Source organism: Pseudomonas sp. Sample_16 (assembly GCF_004307665.1).
GTDB lineage: Bacteria > Pseudomonadota > Gammaproteobacteria > Pseudomonadales > Pseudomonadaceae > Aquipseudomonas.
This window is the reverse complement of record NZ_RCOB01000073.1, coordinates 45,477-62,146: the sequence shown is the minus strand read 5'-3', so window position 1 is coordinate 62,146 and position 16,670 is coordinate 45,477. Positions and strand designations below refer to the sequence as shown.

Here is a 16,670-nt window from a genome sequence, read left to right as displayed (position 1 = left end):
GTTGGTTGGCAGGCCGCCATCGCCAGCAGGGCTAGCTCCTACAGTTGGATTGGGGTGGCTGAGAGAGATTGGTCGGCTGTCAGGCCGCCATCGCCAGCAGGGCTAGCTCCTACAGTTTGGAATGCGTACAAACCAGACAAACAGGCCGGCCGGTAGGCCGCCTCGGCCCTCTTGATTCACCCGCCCCATCGGCAGGCTGAGTGGAGGCGTTTATCCGGGGGTGGGCGCGCAGCGCCGTGCGGCGCAGCCGCACACATCGAGAGGAGGTCGTCGCGAAGCAGACCGGAGGCGATGCCCCCGGATGAACGCCGGAGCGAAGGAATCCCGAGCTTTAGCGAGGGACCGTACGTAAGGGGCGAGACCTTTGCTTCCTTTGGGCTGGGCCGGCACTCCGGCGTTTGCCAAAGGGAGTCGCCGTAAGGGCGAAACCATAAGCGGCCGTTACCGCAGCAACGGATATGCACTGGATCAAAATCCCGGTCGGCTGTCAGGCCGCCATCGCCAGCAGGGCTGGCTCCCACAATTGGATTTGTGGTGCATCTGGGAGAGATTGATTGGTTGGCGGGGCGCCATCGCTGGCAAGCCAGCTCCCACAGTTTGTTCAGTGAAAGACCAGCAAAACTCAATGCGCCGTAACCCTCTGCCGCATCCCCGAATTACTCGGCGACAACGCCAACGCCAACTGCGTGCGATTATGCATATGCGTCAACCGCAACACCTGCGACACATACAACTTCACCGTGTTCTCGGTAATCCCCAACTCACAGGCAATCTGATAATTGGTCTGCCCCTTGCCCACCAACCGCGCCACATCCAGCTGCCGAGGCGACAGCTGATTGAAAATCGCCGGGATCTCCTCCCGGTCAGCCTCACTGACCGCGCCGTCTTCTGAATCCGCAGTGCCTGAGACAAACGGAGCACGGCGAACCCGATCCAGGTCCTGATACAGGTCATCGATCGATTCCGACAAATACTGCAACTTCTGGTTCAGATGCCCCAGTTGCAACGTCTTGTGCCGCTCCTGCAAGGCCACTTCCTGGCGCTGCAAGCCTTCGAGCAACTCACCCAGGTCAATCGGCTTCTGATAGTAATCGGCAATGCCGGCTCGCAGTGCCTTGATCACGTCCTGCTTGTCGGCACGCCCGGTGAGCATGATCGCTTCGAATGCACGGTGCTTGCCGGACAGGCGTTGCAGCTCCTGAACCAGTTGAATCCCGTCCAGCCCAGGCATGTGCAAATCACACAGCACCAGACCGATGTCGGTGTCTTCATTGAAACGTTCGATGGCTTGATGAGCGGACTCACAAGGTACACAACGGTAGCCGCTGCTCTCGAGAAATTCGCAGAGTTCTTCAACGATCAATGGCTGGTCGTCGACCACAAGGACTTTTACTGCTGAGATACGCTTGTTCACGTGCAACTCCCTGCAAGGTCAAAAGGCTGACCGTTCCTGTACATGCAGCCGCTGGCTGTACAGCTACTTGTTGTATGAAAGTAGTCGTACTTTTCGACTCTGTACAAAACCGAATGACTAGCGGAGCCAGGCAAACGTCAACAGCAACCCCACCAACAGGAAGGGCGCAAAGGGCTGTTTTTTTGACATTCCAGGCTCCAAGTACAGCAAACGATCTCTAAGCCCTTGACCGAAATGAAGCCAGACTCTTGGCGCCAGCAGCAGCCATACGACACTGGCCAATCCTGCACCGATAAACACGCCTAAAACATGCCGACCGTCGGTCGCCAGCCCAAGGGCGATCATGAGTTTTACATCACCACCGCCGAGTTTTCGCATGGCGTAACCGGGTAAGGTGAAAGCCAGCGCGAGCAATGCCGCCCAGCCACCCTGCTCTGCCGGCGCGCCCAGCCAGGTGCTGCCGCTCCACAGCAGATACGCCAATGCAAAAGCCCCTGCGCCCAGGGTCAAACTGTTGGCGATGTGCCGTTGCCGTGCATCCTGCGCCGCGCACAGTGCCAGCCAGATCAGTAGGACAATACTCTGCATCCGGTAAAAAACGTCCGTTTTGGCTGAATGATTCTATGCTGACATTACCTCGTGATGGTCAGGGTAGACGCACTCATGAAAACCAGCCTCCCCCACAAACAAAAAGGCGCCGCGGCGATTGAATTCGCCCTGGTGTTCGTCATCTTTTTCGCGGTGTTCTACGCAATCGTCACTTACAGCCTGCCGCTGTTGCTGATGCAGTCGTTCAACCAGTCGACTGCCGAAGCCGTGCGCCGAAGTGTGGCGCTGGACCCGAACACACCCGGTTATGAAGCCGCACTCAAGACCGTGGTCAAAGACGAACTGAGCCGCCAATTGGCGTGGATTCCTGTTGCACTGAATTTCAATGTCGATACGGATGCGACCACGACCTACACCGCCGGCGTGCTGAAGGTCAGTATCAACTACCCGACCACCAAATTGAGTGCCGTCATCCCGTTTCTGACCTTGCCGGGGATCGGCCAGGTGCCGAACTTGCCAGCCACACTCACCGCCAGTTCGAGCCTGCAATTTTGAGTGCCGGCGACAAGCTCTTCGGGCGTCTGCTCAATCGCCATCCACCCGTGCCGCAACCTCTCCCGGAGCCAGTAGGCATGGGCGTCGGCTTGCAGATGCATCTGGATGCCGAAGGTCGTGTGCTGCATTTGACCGGCCCGTTGCGGCATTCGCTGGCCCAACAGACGCCCACCGCGCGAGCGCCGCACCTGCTCGATTTTCTCTTGCCCCATTGCAGTCTGGTGGTCGAGGGCGCACCCGCAGACTGGCAAGGCCAGAACCTGGACCTGGACTTTTACAGCCTCAGCGGCCACCCCCTGCATTTGCGCGGCTGGATTCAACCCTTGGCCGACGCCTGGTTGCTGCAACTGCTGGACATCGGTGACTTGCTCCTCGACCGTCGACAATCACGTCTGCGCGAGCAATGCCAGTTGCTCGCGGTGCAGATCGGTGAGCAATTGCGCCTGTGCAGTCTGTCGCGTTTACCCGATGTACTGACCGATCAACTGCAAAGCCTGGCCCAGCGTTTTCACATCCCGTGCATCGCCCTGGCGTTGCTCGATGAAGAAGAACAGGGCTGGCAGATTCATCAGCACTATGCGGGGCTCGACGGGCCACAATTGTGGCAAAACGCTCAGCGCCTGGGCACCGGCCTCGACAGTTTGAACGGCTCCGCACCGCAGGCGCTTAGCCCCATTGAACACCCGCGCCTGCAAGCGATCTTCGCCAATGCCGAGGGTTTCGCCGTGCCTTATCACGATGCCCGGGGCGTGGTCGCCTGGCTGCTGTGCGGTTGCTATTCGGTACAGCAGCGGGCGCCGGACGTCAGTGACCGAGACTGGCTTCAGTTCGCCGCCGCCCTCGCCGGTCCGTTGCTGGAACGCCTGCGCGAGCACCACCACCATCTGCAACTGGAGCGTCTGGAGTCGCTGCAAGCGCTGCTCGGCACGGGTTGGTGGGAGATGTTCAGCGACAGCGCCCAAGTGCAATTGGCCCCTTCGCTCGCCGACGCTCTGAACCTTGCAGATGCCCGCTTGCCGTCAAACGAATGGCTTGATCTGGTGCATCCCGCCGACCGCGAAGAATTGCGCAGTCGCTTGCAAGCCTTACAGGACGAAGGCGTCCCCTTGCTGATGTGCGTGCGTTTGCATCGCCCGGGTTCGACGGCCACGCCGATCTGGTATCGCCTGCAAGGCCAGGCTGTGGGTATGGGCAAAAACCGCCGTGTGGTGGGGTTCATGCTCGACATCAGCGATATCAAGAACCAGGAGCAACAGGCCGCGACCGCCCATGCCCGGCTGGACAATCTGATCGCCAGTTCCCCTGCCGTTATTTACGTGCAGCAGTATGTCGAAGGCGCGCTGCAACCGACGTTTTACAGTGACAGCCTGCTGCCGCTGCTCGGCTGGGGACTCGACGACTGTGGTGGTGCCGCGCTGGTGGACAAGGTTCATCCCGACGACCGAGACCGCTACTTCGAACGTAGCCGTTCGCTGCTGCGCGAAGGGTCGATCAGCGTGCGCTATCGGTTGCGTGATTATCGCGGTGATTACCACTGGATCCTCGACGAAGCCAAATTGCTGCGCGATGACTTGGGCCTGCCGGTGGAAGCCGTGGGCCTGTGGCTGGACGTCACTGAGGTCACCCTGGCCGCCGAGCAGGTCAAACAGAGCGAAGAGCGCTACCGGATTCTGGTGGAAGACTCACCGGCAATGATCTGCCGCTACCGGCCGGACCTGACCTTGACCTTCGGCAACCGGCCGCTGGCGACTTATCTGGAATGCGCGCCTGAGCAATTACCGGGGGTCGATCTGGGCAGTTGGATGTCAACTGAACAGCGGGAAGCGTTCCTCCAGCGCTTGGGCCAGTTGAGCCCGGAGTTCCCGGTGAGCACCGCGGAAATCAATCTGCAACTGCCCGGCCGCGAGCACGCCTGGTGGGTCTGGTCGGATCGCGGGGTGTTCGACGCGCAGGGCCGATTGCTCGAAGTTCAGGCCGTTGGCCGCGACAACACCGAAGTGCGCCGCTCCCAGCAACAGCTCACGCAAAGCGCGAAAATGGCCACGCTGGGTGAAATGGCCACCGGCCTGGCCCATGAAATCAACCAGCCGTTGAACGTGATGCGCATGGCCATCGTCAATGTGCTTAAACGCCTGAGCAACGGCGATGTGCAGGTCGACTACCTGACCGACAAGCTCAACCGCATCGACACGCAGGTGCAACGCGCCGCGCGGGTGGTCGATCACATGCGCGTGTTCGGCCGCCGCTCGGAGATCGAACAACACCCGTTCAACCCGGCCCAGGCCATCGAAGGCACGCTGTCATTGCTGGCCGAAGGCATGCGCGGCAAGGGCGTTGATTTGCGAATCAGTGAAAGCGCTTTTGAAGTACAGGTACGCGGGTATGTCGATCAGCTTGAACAAGTGCTGATCAACCTGATGGTCAACGCGCGGGATGCGTTGCTCGGCAAACGCGAAAGCAACCCAGATTTCAAACCCTGGATTGCGGTGTACGCCGAGCGAGACGAGCAATCGGTGCGGCTGTGGGTCGAGGACAATGGTGGCGGTATCGACCCGCGATTGCTCGAGCGAATCTTCGAACCGTTCTTCACCACCAAACCGGTGGGCGTGGGCACGGGCCTGGGGTTGTCGGTGAGTTACGGCATTGTCGAGAACATGGGCGGCAAACTCAGCGTCAGGAATTCGACCGAGGGCGCACGGTTCTGTATCGAGCTGCCGATTGTGCCACCTACCCTGTAGGAGCGAGGCTTGCCCGCGAAGGGGGCGCCTCGGATCAAATCACCAGATAGGCTTTGCCTTTTTCGCCGCAAGTCAGATTGAAACCGACGTCGACCTTGTTGACGTCGATGCCCAGGTTCAGCAGCAGGCTGTCGACAATCGGGTCGACCAGCGGCGCGAGCAGGCCGCTGATGGCGGTGATCAACAAGCTCACCACGTCAGACAGCGTCGACAGCAACGTACTCAACAAGCCTCCCAGCAGACTGCCAATGGCGGGTGCATGTTGAATCAGCGTGACCCCGCCGAGCGTCCCTTTCAGGCTGCCCACCACTCCGGACACCGAGACCGGATGCGTCGGGTCTGGTGAGACGTTGATTTCATGGGGATTAACAAAGGTGTAATTGGGTTCGGTTTTGCCGGCAATCGGGCTGTCGATCATGAACTCGCTGCCACCGCCGCCGAAAGGAGTGCGCGGACCGCAGGTCAAACTCAGAATGTTGCCACTGCAGGTTTTCGAGCCGATATCGACAAGAGGCAACGGCGACAAACTTGAAGCCGGTGAGGACGAGAGCCAGATCGCATCATCAATCAGGCCAACTTTAACTTTCACGGCTGAAATATTGGTGGTTGCGGTGAGACTCTTGCTGTTGGGACTGGCGCAGGAATAGTCGGTCACATAACTGCTGCCTGTACCGGCCTCAATACCGACGTCGATCTTCCGCAAGCTGGTTAGAACTCTGAAGTCAGTTTGTGTACAGCTTCCAGATAGGCAACTAACCCTCAGCACCGCATTGAGCGTATCCATTAGTACATCTAGCGCCGCATTGACCACCTGAATAACCGCATCAATCAGCGACAGATCAACCGACACCAATACACGAACCTGCGCCGTGCTCACATAGATCCTGTTCACTCCCAGCGGCGCGACTTTCGCCAGCGCCGGGTCGCCAACAGCAGAGAACTGCGGCGGCTGAATCACTTTGATGCGGGTCGACACCCCAGCCAACCCCAAGACATTCACGGGCAACGTCGCGATCACCGCACTGTTCTTGTTGGCCAGTTGGACAAAACCCTGAATCAATTGAAACAGCTGCACCGTAGCGTCGAGCCCCGCTTCTTGCGTGCCGGTTTGCAATTGCAGCAAATCCCCCAGCTTGATCGGCGAGGCGCCGGTGGCCGCCACTTGCAAATTGGCCAGCGCGGTCTTGACCTGCGCCGTAGCGCCGTTGAGGTTCACCACGTTGGCGGCGGCTTTGATGAATTGGGTCACGGAACCCTGGGTATTCAGTAGCGCGGTGTAGTTCCCGGCGGACACGCCCAGTTCGATGGCGAGCTGGTCCATGAATTTCAGCAGGTTGATATCCGTCTTGACCAACCCGTCCCAACCGCCGACGGTCAGGTTGACATTGCCGCCCAACAACGTCGAGAACAGGGGGTTCAACAGGTTTGCTCTTGCGCTGTCGACGCTCAACAACGTGCTGCGAATACTCAATTGGGCCAGGGTGATCTTGGGTTCGGCGGCGACGGCGGTGGCGCTGAGCCGGGTCGTGAGGCTGACCGGCCCACCGGAGAGCAACGCACCAATGCCGGCTGCGATGCTGGTGTTGACAGGTCGGCTGACGATGACTTGAACGGCTGCGGTTTTAGTGGCGTCGACTACGAACGCACGGAGGTTATCCGCGCCGGTCTGCAAGGTGCCGCAACTGGCAGTCAGCGTGTTGTCCGCGGTCACGGTAAAGCCGTTGCGTGTTGCGCTTTGGCTGGCGTAGATGGTTGCGCTCTGCCCGGACTTGCAATTGCCATCGCGGCTCACGGCTTCCAGCGCTGCGGTATCCGCCACCCGTTGCAACTTGCGTTGTTCCATGTAGAGCCTGCCAGTGTCGATCACCAGCAACGTGAACCCCAGCGCTATCGCCAGGGTGGCGGCGGCCATCAAACCGATTGCCCCACGTTGCCGGGCCGGGCCGCGAAACTGCATGCGGGGAGACATGGCGCACTCCTTTGCCGGCGCGTTGCCGAGCGCTACCTCCATTGGTCAAGGCAGTGTAGACAAGGGTTGACGAGGCTGCTGGCAACTCGCCAGCCAAGACAACAAAAAACCCTGTAGGCGTGAGCCTGCTCGCGATGGCGTTGGATCAGTCAGCCTCTGTGTCGACTGACAATCCGCTATCGCGAGCAGGCTCGCGCCTACAGGGTTTGTGGGGTGTTTACCGGGGTGGATAGTTGGACAGTATCCGGGTGACGGTTTCGTGGATCGCATTGCTGCGATCGGCTGGATTGGGCGTGCGGCTGAGTATCTGTTCGTCGCTGCCGCGCCACACCAGTTTGCCGTCCCTGCCGTCGAACAGGTCGATCTGAATCGTGGCGACCTTGTATGAGACGAGCCGGGTCTCGTTGTACATCGGCGCGCCCCAGTAGCCGCTCCACGGGTTGCCATAACCGCCGCCGTAGTTGGTGGTTATCTGTTGCTGGCGTTCTTCGACAATCAGATAGGTCTGTACATTCAAGTCAGCCTTGGCACCCGTGGCAGCAGGGCGCAACCCGCGCTGATCAAGCTGATCGGTCACTGACTGGCGGATGCGTTGCTCGGTCAGGTCACTCTTGATCCGTGGATCATCGGGGCGATATTGCAAGACGGGCTCTTTCCAGCTCCAGCTGTGATAGGCGGCAAAGTCGCGGCTGGCGTCGAAGTCATGATTGACCTGGTTGGCTGCGCAGGCACTGAGCAGTGCGGCCACTGCCAGTAAAACGAAACGGCGGAACATGATGATTCTCCGGTTGAAGACATGAACCTGCGAATGGCTTGTTATCTAACTGGGAGGATACGCCGACAGCGCCTTTTCTACAGCCTTGCGTATGGCATCCACCTGCTCACTCTGAGTGCCGCGATTGCTGGTTTCAGCGCTGGAACTCCACACGGCTTGACCGCTTTGTGCATCGTATAAATCCACTTGCACCACCACGACCTGTTCCTGATAGGTGCGGACGATCGGGACTGCGGTGTAGGCGCCGTAGCCATTGCCGTAACGGTTGTAACCGCCATAACCGCCGTAGTAGCCACCGCCGTAGTAATCGTCACGAACCTGGCGCAAACGGGTTTCCATCCGCAAGTCGGCGCTGACGAACAGGTCCGCCGGACGGTTGTCATGCAACGGGCGCAAGCCGCGTTGATCAAGCGCGCTGCTGACCGCTTCGGCAACTTGGGCCGAATCGGCCCATGCAGTGCCCGGCGGCATTTGTCCGTTGAGCCAGGCCCAACTGCGATAGCGCCCATAGTCACGCGGTGGTGCCGGGTAGGCGCTGCGATCAAAGGTATTGGCCGCCTGCGCTGGCGCCGGGGGAAGGGGCTTGGAGGACGCCACATACGGATTGCTGCCCTGACATGCAGCCAAACCCAGACATAACAGCAGCAACCCTGAACGAGTTTTCATTTTGCGCTCCGATCAGACCGGCCGGCAGATCCAGTGCAGGTAACGCCCAAGCCCGGCAAAGCTTGGGTGGCGACGGTGGGCAAGCTCCATTTCCAGCAAGTCCACCAATTCGGCGCGGGCCTGGAACTCCACCGGCATGTAATCGTGGAAAACCCGCACTCCACTCTGGGTTTCGACCTGCCACAGACCTTCAAGTTGCGCCGCCAATTCCCGTGGATCAAGGGGTTGTTGCGGGGTCAGGCTCTGCTTCTCGCCGGCCATGTCGTTCTTGCGCATCTTGCGGAAATGGCCCTTGAGCAGGTTGCGATAGATCAGCGCATCGCGATTGTAGAACGCCAGGGAAAGCCAGCCATCGGCCTTGGTCAATTGATGCAACACCGGCAGGATCGCGTGGGGCTCGGCCAGCCATTCCAGCACCGCGTGGCACAGCACCAGATCGTAAGGTTCGGTCAATTGACCCAGCAGATCCTGCCACGGCGCCTGAATGAACGTTGCGGTTTGCCCGGCTTCGGCGAAACGCTGGCGGGCGCCTTCGAGCATCGGTTCGGCGGGCTCGGCCAGCGTCACTTGATGCCCGCGTTCGGCCAGCCACAACGACATGTGGCCCAGACCGGCGCCGATATCCAGCACCCGCAATGGCCGGTCCGGCAGGGTTTCGGCCAGATCGGCCTGCAGCACCGCCAAACGGATTGCGCCTTTGGCACCGCCGTAGATTTTTTCCGCGAAACGGGTCGCCAGTTGATCGAAATGACGGTCGCTCATCAGCTGAACCTCCGCTCGCTGTCGGCCAGTTTGCTGCGCACCACGTCATTCATGTCCAGCCCCAACTCCCCGCACAGCAATAGCAGATAGAGCACGATGTCGCCGATTTCCTGGCCGGCATGGGCCAGTTTGTCAGCGGGCAACTGCCGCGACTGGTCTTCGGTCAGCCACTGGAAAATTTCCACCAGCTCGGCCATTTCGACACTCGCGGCCATGGCCAGGTTTTTCGGGCTGTGAAATGGCTGCCAGTCATTGCGGTCACGGATGGCGTGCAGGCGTTCGGTCAATTCAACAAGGTTCATCGGGCTCTCCTGAAGGCGTATAGCTTCGGGGGGATCACAGGTGAAGGCAAGTGACAAAGATCGGCAAGCAGGCTCGCTTCCACAGGTCATGCACAACACTCTATGCTTGTGGGGAACTCGCCACCGCGATCAATGGCCCAACGCTCGAACTCATCAGGACGCTCATTCCATGCAGGTAGAAGGTTTTTTCGAATGGCTCGGTCAAGCCATTGGTTCTGTCATCCGTTTCATCGTTGATGCGCTCAGCGGCCTGTTCCAACTGGTGAGCCGCGCCAGCAGCAATTTTGTCGACGGCTTGTCCCGCGCGCTGGGCATGGACACCTCGATCATCAGCATCGTTGTCTTGATCCTCGGGCTGGTGCTGCTGTGGTCGGCGATCCGCGCGTTCATGAATGCGTCGATCATCATGGGGATCATCTGGTTGATGCTGGGGTTGTGGTTGCTTAGCTGGATCATGCACTGACGCCCTCCCACATTGAATCGCGGCACATGCACATGTGTCGCTACAATGCCCGCTCCTCCAAGGAGCCTGCATGTCCAAGCTGATTGCCGACTGGCGCGACCGTCCTACCCATCGCCGGGTCTGGGCGCTGGCAGCGCCGATGATTCTCTCGAATATTTCCGTACCGCTGGTGGCACTGGTCGACAGCACCGTCATCGGTCACCTGCCCCACGCCCATCAGCTCGGTGCCGTTGCGGTCGGGGCCAGCCTGTACACCTTCCTGGCCTGGGCCATGGGTTTTCTGCGCATGGGTTCCACCGGGTTTGCCGCGCAGGCTGCCGGACGTGGGGACGGTGCGGCATTGCGGCAGATTTTGTTGCAGGGGCTGTTGCTCGCAATGGGGCTGGCGATTGTCCTGGGTGTCGCGGGCGTACCACTGAGCGGGGCCGCACTGCACTTCATGCAGCCGTCGGCAGAGCTGGATCAGATGACCCGCGAGTTTTTCCATACGCGGTTGTTCGGCCTGCCCGCAGCGTTGGCCAGTTATGCGCTGGTCGGCTGGTTCCTCGGTACGCAAAACGCCCGGGCGCCACTGGTGATTCTCCTGAGCACCAACCTGGTGAATATCGCCCTGAACCTGTGGTTTGTCCTTGGCCTGGAATGGGGCGTGGTCGGTGCGGCCCGGGCCTCGGTGATTGCCGAATGGACCGGCGCGCTGATCGGCCTGTTGATGACCCGCCAGGCCTTGCGCGCCTACCCCGGTCACATTGTCTGGGCGGCCCTGGGCTTGTGGCAGAGCTGGCGCCCGTTGCTGGCGGTGAACCGCGACATTTTTATCCGTAGCCTGGCCCTGCAATCGGTTTTTTTCCTGATCACCGTACAAGGTGCGCGGTTGGGCGACGCCACTGTCGCGGCCAACGCCCTGTTGCTCAACGGTTTGCTGCTGACCGCCCACGCGCTCGATGGCCTGGCTCACGCGGTGGAAGCCCTGTGTGGGCATGCCATCGGTGCCCGCGACCGCGATGCCCTGCGTCGGTCTCTGGTGGTGGCTTGCGGCTGGTCGTTGCTGGCGAGCCTGGGTTTCGCCGTGCTGTTCCTGTTGGCCGGGCACCTGTTCATCGCAATGCAGACCGACATTGCCAGCGTGCGCGATACCGCATTCATGTATCTGCCCTACCTCGCTGCGCTGCCATTGATCGCCGTCTGGAGCTACCTGCTCGACGGCCTGTTCATCGGCGCCACCCGTGCCCGTGAAATGCGTAACGGCATGCTGCTGACCGTGGCTTTGCTGGTGCCATTCGCTTGGGCGCTGCAAGGGTTTGGCAACCATGGCCTGTGGATAACTTTTCTGCTGTTCATGTTGCTCCGCAGCCTGACTCTCGGGGCCATTGCCTGGCGCCTGCGCCGCCACGACGGCTGGTTCGCCCGCGCTCATTGAGAGGGGTTTGTGCTCGGCAACCAGGCGATTTTGACTTCGAATGTCATGCTCGAGGCTCGTCGCCCTGCCAGCGGCTACGCAGGTCATCGAGGCGCTCCTGCTGGGTGTTTCCCACCAGCGGCAGTTGGGGCACGGCCCCGTGGTATTGCAAGCGCAACCACAACCAGCCATCGAGTACCGGCCGCTCGCTGAAGCCCAGCGCCAGCCCCTCCTGCAGATGCGACCACAAGCGAAAATATTCGCAGCCGGTGGCCTGGCTCCAGCGCCAGGCATGCTGCTCCAGCAGACAGGTTTGCAGGTTTTCCCGTTGCCGGGGGCTGAGGTCTTCCTCTGGCGCCAAAGGACGCACGGCAAGCCCCGGGTTGAGCAACTGCTGCCAACCCTGGCTGCCAATCGCCCGGTCAGCCCAAGTCCCGCCGAACCAGCGCAATTGACTGATCGGCCCCAACCAGCGAGTCAACTCCCCGGCATCGCAGGCATCGAAGAAGTAACTGGCGGTCTGCGGGTTGTAGTAGCTGAGCAGTGCCCGATGATGCAGGCCGAACGAGACCGTCAGCATGCGCCGCAAGTGCGCGAGCAATGGCGTGGCGCAAGCCTCACTGGTCAGCAACAAACCTTGCCATTGGTGTGCGTCGTGTCGGCAAGTGTCCGCCAGTGCCGGGCAAGTCCGCAGGTCGACCAACACCGGACCGTGATCTTTCAGTGCATGCCATTCAGTCCCTTCGAACAATGAAAACTGCGACGCCTCGGCAAGAGTGCGTTGCAACGTCATACTCGCCTGCGGTGCGCCCGATCTGTCCAAGAGCAACCATTGTGCGATCGGATCGGGCATGTGCACGTCGATCATGCGATGCCGCTCCAGCCAGGTTGTGTCAACGTCCGACAGGTACAGATCGTCTGCGCACAATGATTGAAACTACCGCCGCCTGGCAGCAGACAGAGCAACAGCAAGGGCTCGCCTGAACGCAACCAGTCCTGCACGCCTTCCGGCAGGGCGTCGTCGACGATGGATGCCTGCGCCTGCTGCCCGGTGTCGTCACGGGCAGGCAGGTGAATGACGCCGGTAATCATCGGCTGATCCGGATCGCCTTCGACAAAACTCACCACCACCTCCGCGCCCTCGCTCAGCGACCCGACGCCGACGGCTTGCAGTTCCGGCGCCAGCGGTAACCAACAGTGGCTCGGCGCTGCCCCCTCGCCTTGATAGACCCAGTCAAACTGCACCGCCACCGGTCGGGAAGGGTCGGGACGGGACTCATCGACATCCACCACCCATGCACGTTGCAGGCTGTGCATCAGGGGTTTATCCACACAACGGGGTGGCTCGAACGATGCCTGCCAATGCACCGCCCGCACATGATTGCTGTAAGGCACCCGCGGATCCTGACTGCCCTGATGCTCGACGTGAGTGAGCAACCACAGATGATTCCACTGGCGGACCGGATGACCGGACAACGGCATCAGCTGACCACTGCGCAGCGTCGGCAGGTCCGAGTGACCTTGCGCAGTCTGCGCGGTGCTGTCCACGCAACGCTGCACCTCGAAACGGCGCACAGCCGGTGGGTGGCCTTCGGGGCGGAAATCCACCGCCTGGCCCTTGCAGAAATGCCCTTGCCCATCGGCAAACACCACGCAATGCCCGTGCGCCCGGTGCTCAAAGTGATAATGAAGCCGTTGCTGGGCGCACAATCGTTGAACGAATTGCAGGTCCGATTCGCGGTATTGCGTGCAGTAGTCGCGAAGCGGGTAATCGCCCTGCAGTTCGAAACGCCGCTGCTGTCCGACAATGCCGTGCTCCCTGAGCACTTGATCGAGAATCTGCGGCACTGTCCTCGCGCTGAAAATACGCCGGCTGAAGCGCTGCGCCAGACACGCCAGCCTCGGGCCGAGACGCACGTGACAGAGTCTGAGCGTTGACCCATGGTCGCGTTGGACGAGTTCCTGCAATTGACCATGGACACGGTTGCCCTGCGGCCCGAAGTGCAGGGAAGCCGAACGGTACAGCAGGCTGGCGAGGTCGAGCGCGGGGTCTTCGATCAGCAATTGCACGTCGAACACGAACGGCTCGCTGATGGCTTCTCTACCGGTAAAGGCCAGGACCTCGAAAGCGTCGGACAGACCTGCTACGTCCAGACGGAAGTCAGGTTCGTTGACTGGATCGAACATCGGCGATTCTCTACAGGAGGGGCGGCCGGGGATTCTCGCCGAGAGCCATGGCCGAGTAGAGAGGTGAAGTACAACTTAGGAAATGACCTACGCGAAAAGAAGACCAAATGACTTGGATAGCCGAGGACGTAGGCCGCTTCGCTTGAAAAAAGAGAAACGCCGCACCAGGTCATCTGAAATTTCCGTAGCGAACGGGAAATTTTCAGACAACCTGATGAGCGTGATGCTTACCTCAGGAAGACAGGTAAGAAGAACGTGTCAGGCCCAGGCGCAACGCATCGAGGAACTGGGTACGCTCGCTGGCACTGATGCGGGCACTGGCGCACTTGTCGCGGTAGTGAGTCATCAGTTCTTCCGGCGACAAGTGCACGTAGCGCAGCATGTCTTCGATGGTGTCGTGGGTTTCGATACCGGCGTGGTACACGCTGCCATCGGCGTTCTGGTAGATGTTCACCGAATCGGTGTCACCGAACAGGTTGTGCATGTCGCCGAGAATTTCCTGATAGGCGCCGACCAGGAACACACCCAGCAGGTAGTCCTCGCCTTCGTTCAGGGAGTGCACCGGCAGACTGGTTTCGATGCTCTGCTCGTCGACGTACTGGTTGATCTTGCCGTCCGAGTCGCAGGTCAGGTCCTGCAACACTGCGCGACGCAGCGGCTCTTCGTCGAGGCGATGCAGCGGAATGATCGGCAGGACCTGGTCGATGGCCCAGGTGTCCGGCAGGCTCTGGAACACCGAGAAGTTGCAGATGTACTTGTCGGCCAGCTTGTCGTTGAGCTCATCGAGCACCTGACGGTGGGAACGCTGACGCGCCTTCAACGAGTTGTGCAGGCGACGGCAAACGGCAAAGTAGCATTGCTCGGCCAGGGCTTTTTCCGCCAGGGTCAACTTGCCATCGGCGTACTGCGCAGCGACATCGCTCATGTAGTGTGTGGCGCGCCAGTAGGTTTCGGTGACCATCTCGATATCGGTCGGCCCCAGCAAGTCCACCAGCCACTGCACGGTTTCCGGCAGCGCTTCCTTGTTCTCGATCTGCGGCACGTCGTCGTTGTGTTTCTCGACGTCGGTCACCTGGATCACCAGCATGGCGTGGTGCGCGGTCAGGGAACGGCCGCTCTCGGAGAAGATGTTCGGGTGCGGCAGGTTTTGCGCGTCGCAGAACTCCTTGAGCATCCCGACCACGACACCGGCGTAATCGTCCATGTCGTAGTTGATCGAACTGGCGTTACGCGAGTGCGTACCGTCGTAGTCCACGCCCAGGCCACCGCCGACGTCGATGTGATCGACCGGCAGACCAAGGTTGCGCAGTTCGCCGTAGTAGCGGATTGCTTCCTTGAAACCGTGCTGGTAGTCCGCCAGGTTGGCGATTTGCGAACCCATGTGGAAGTGCAGCAGGCGAATGCCCTGGTCCAGGCCAGCCGCGCGGAAGCGCTCGACCACCGACAGCAGCTGGGCCGCCGACAGACCGAACTTGGACTTCTCGCCACCGGTGTCGGCCCATTTGCTCGACGCCAGGGACGACAGGCGCACACGCAGACCGACCTGAGGCTTGACCTTGAGCGAGTTGGCTTCTTCGATCACCAGACCGACTTCGGATTCTTTCTCGATCACGATGAAGACGTTGTGGCCGAGCTTCTGGCCCATCAACGCCAGGCGAATGAACTCGCGGTCCTTGTAGCCGTTGCAGACGATGGTGCCGCCCTTCGGCGCCAGCGCCAGCACCGCCAGCAGCTCAGGCTTGGAACCGGCCTCCAGGCCGATGGAAACGTTCTGGGTGGCGATGATGTTCTCGATCACCGCTTCCTGCTGGTTGACCTTGATCGGGTACAGCGCCGTGTATTTGCTCTGGTATTCCAGGCGCTCGATGTTGGCGTCGAACGCGCCGGTCAGCTGACGCACGCGGTCTTGCAGGATATCGGGGAAGCGCACCAGCAACGGCAGCGACAAGCCGCTCTTGCGCAGTTGGTCGACTTGCTCGAACAGGTCGATGGGCGAGCTGCTCGGACCGTTCGGACGAACTTCGACGCGACCGGCGTCATTGATCGCGAAATACCCGGCCCCCCAATGGCGAATCCCGTAAACACTGCGGCTGTCCGCAACTGTCCATTGGCTGCCATCGTCTTTGCGTGTGCGTCGTACGGACATCGAAGTCCCCTATAAAGAAGTCATAGTGCGTCGCCTGGATTCAGGTCGGCGCAGTCTAAAGAATGAAAATGACGGTTCGTCAACGAGGGGGTAGACCCCGCAGACCGCAACGAGTTTAGAAACCGGTCAAGAACAGGCTCTGTGAAAACCATGACGGCGACGCCAGACCTGAAGGCAATCAGGGCTGGATCAAGCCGCAAGTGGTTTTCACAGAGGCTGCTAGCCGCCGGACTTCTTCGCTTTGAAACCGAGCTTGATCAGTTCAGCCAAGAGTAGCTCGACATGATCGCCCTGGATTTCAATGATCCCGTCTTTCAACGCCCCGCCGGTACCGCAGCGTTTTTTCAACGTCGTGGCCAGTTCCTTGAGCGCGTCTTCAGCCAACGGCACGCCGGTGATGGTGGTCACCGTCTTGCCGCCACGGCCCTTGCTTTCGCGGCGCACGCGAGCGATGCCGTCGCCGGCCGGGATAACGGTCTGTTTGCAGATGCAGGCGTCCACCGGTTTACTGCATTCCGGGCAATGACGACCTGCGTCGGTGGAAAATACCAGGCCACCAAGGGCGGCGAAGGATGCGGCTTTTTTGGCCACCGGCAATCCTCTTGGGAGGACAAAGACTGGTCGCGGCAACCTGGGGCAGGTGCCATCGACCGCGAAGCCCCACTCAGGCAGGGGCAGCGCTACTGAACCGGCGGACTCTGTCGTTGGCGTGTCCTCTGCAGGAGCGAGCCTGCTCGCGATGAACCTG

Annotated in this window: 15 protein-coding genes; 4 read left to right on the top strand and 11 right to left on the bottom strand. The window is 60.5% G+C overall.

Features of this window, described 5'->3' with window-relative positions:
* Positions 1 to 622: 622 nt before the first annotated feature.
* Entirely contained in the window at positions 623 to 1,414 is a 792-nt protein-coding gene (locus D8U69_RS11505) for a response regulator transcription factor (RefSeq protein WP_130907324.1), read from the bottom strand.
* 117 nt (positions 1,415 to 1,531) lie between these two features.
* Positions 1,532 to 2,002 (bottom strand): A24 family peptidase, encoded by a 471-nt coding sequence (locus tag D8U69_RS11500; protein WP_056852483.1) that lies wholly within the window; start codon positions 2,000 to 2,002, stop codon positions 1,532 to 1,534.
* Positions 2,003 to 2,077: 75 nt separating this feature from the next.
* Between D8U69_RS11500 and D8U69_RS11495 the strand changes: the two genes are divergently transcribed.
* Both D8U69_RS11495 and D8U69_RS11490 read left to right on the top strand, forming a co-directional pair.
* Positions 2,078 to 2,518, top strand: a complete 441-nt coding sequence (locus D8U69_RS11495) for a TadE family protein (RefSeq protein ID WP_056852482.1) — start codon at positions 2,078 to 2,080, stop codon at positions 2,516 to 2,518.
* Positions 2,515 to 5,256, top strand: a complete 2,742-nt coding sequence (locus D8U69_RS11490) for an ATP-binding protein (RefSeq protein ID WP_130907323.1) — start codon at positions 2,515 to 2,517, stop codon at positions 5,254 to 5,256. The genes D8U69_RS11495 and D8U69_RS11490 overlap by 4 nt, the downstream gene beginning before the upstream one ends.
* 34 nt (positions 5,257 to 5,290) lie before the next feature.
* Here the strand turns inward: D8U69_RS11490 and D8U69_RS11485 are convergent, their stop codons facing one another.
* The 5 genes from D8U69_RS11485 to D8U69_RS11460 form a co-directional block, all read right to left on the bottom strand.
* Positions 5,291 to 7,225 (bottom strand): pilus assembly protein TadG-related protein, encoded by a 1,935-nt coding sequence (locus D8U69_RS11485; RefSeq protein ID WP_130907322.1) that lies wholly within the window; start codon positions 7,223 to 7,225, stop codon positions 5,291 to 5,293.
* Between the two features lie 217 nt (positions 7,226 to 7,442).
* Positions 7,443 to 8,000 carry a DUF4136 domain-containing protein gene (locus D8U69_RS11475; protein WP_056852479.1) on the bottom strand — a complete coding sequence of 186 codons (558 nt, stop codon included), beginning with the start codon at positions 7,998 to 8,000 and terminating at the stop codon, positions 7,443 to 7,445.
* A 45-nt stretch (positions 8,001 to 8,045) separates the two neighbouring features.
* The gene (locus D8U69_RS11470) at positions 8,046 to 8,666 is read right to left on the bottom strand and encodes a DUF4136 domain-containing protein (protein WP_056852478.1); all 621 of its coding nucleotides are present in this window, start codon (positions 8,664 to 8,666) and stop codon (positions 8,046 to 8,048) included.
* A 12-nt stretch (positions 8,667 to 8,678) separates the two neighbouring features.
* Complete coding sequence (locus tag D8U69_RS11465) at positions 8,679 to 9,428, bottom strand: methyltransferase domain-containing protein (RefSeq protein WP_056852477.1); 750 nt, start codon at positions 9,426 to 9,428, stop codon at positions 8,679 to 8,681.
* The gene (locus D8U69_RS11460; RefSeq protein ID WP_056852476.1) at positions 9,428 to 9,730 is read right to left on the bottom strand and encodes a MazG-like family protein; all 303 of its coding nucleotides are present in this window, start codon (positions 9,728 to 9,730) and stop codon (positions 9,428 to 9,430) included. The genes D8U69_RS11465 and D8U69_RS11460 overlap by 1 nt, the downstream gene beginning before the upstream one ends.
* A 169-nt stretch (positions 9,731 to 9,899) precedes the next feature.
* On the opposite strand from D8U69_RS11460, the gene D8U69_RS11455 reads away from it, so the two are divergent.
* Together D8U69_RS11455 and D8U69_RS11450 are read left to right on the top strand one after the other, a co-directional pair.
* Positions 9,900 to 10,193: a hypothetical protein gene (locus D8U69_RS11455; RefSeq protein WP_056852475.1), complete on the top strand. Its 294-nt coding sequence runs from the start codon at positions 9,900 to 9,902 to the stop codon at positions 10,191 to 10,193.
* Between the two features lie 70 nt (positions 10,194 to 10,263).
* Positions 10,264 to 11,610 (top strand): MATE family efflux transporter, encoded by a 1,347-nt coding sequence (locus D8U69_RS11450; RefSeq protein ID WP_130904387.1) that lies wholly within the window; start codon positions 10,264 to 10,266, stop codon positions 11,608 to 11,610.
* A 43-nt stretch (positions 11,611 to 11,653) separates the two neighbouring features.
* Here D8U69_RS11450 and D8U69_RS11445 read toward each other — a convergent pair whose 3' ends face one another.
* The 4 genes from D8U69_RS11445 to D8U69_RS11430 all read right to left on the bottom strand — a co-directional run bounded on the left by D8U69_RS11445 (position 11,654) and on the right by D8U69_RS11430 (position 16,513).
* Entirely contained in the window at positions 11,654 to 12,457 is an 804-nt protein-coding gene (locus D8U69_RS11445) for a DUF4123 domain-containing protein (RefSeq protein ID WP_130907321.1), read from the bottom strand.
* Positions 12,454 to 13,776 (bottom strand): contractile injection system protein, VgrG/Pvc8 family, encoded by a 1,323-nt coding sequence (locus D8U69_RS11440; protein WP_130907320.1) that lies wholly within the window; start codon positions 13,774 to 13,776, stop codon positions 12,454 to 12,456. The genes D8U69_RS11445 and D8U69_RS11440 overlap by 4 nt, the downstream gene beginning before the upstream one ends.
* Before the next feature lie 232 nt (positions 13,777 to 14,008).
* Positions 14,009 to 15,922 (bottom strand): arginine decarboxylase, encoded by a 1,914-nt coding sequence (gene speA, locus D8U69_RS11435; RefSeq protein ID WP_056852471.1) that lies wholly within the window; start codon positions 15,920 to 15,922, stop codon positions 14,009 to 14,011.
* A 219-nt stretch (positions 15,923 to 16,141) separates the two neighbouring features.
* Positions 16,142 to 16,513 (bottom strand): translation initiation factor Sui1, encoded by a 372-nt coding sequence (locus D8U69_RS11430; protein ID WP_003221288.1) that lies wholly within the window; start codon positions 16,511 to 16,513, stop codon positions 16,142 to 16,144.
* Positions 16,514 to 16,670: the final 157 nt, after the last annotated feature.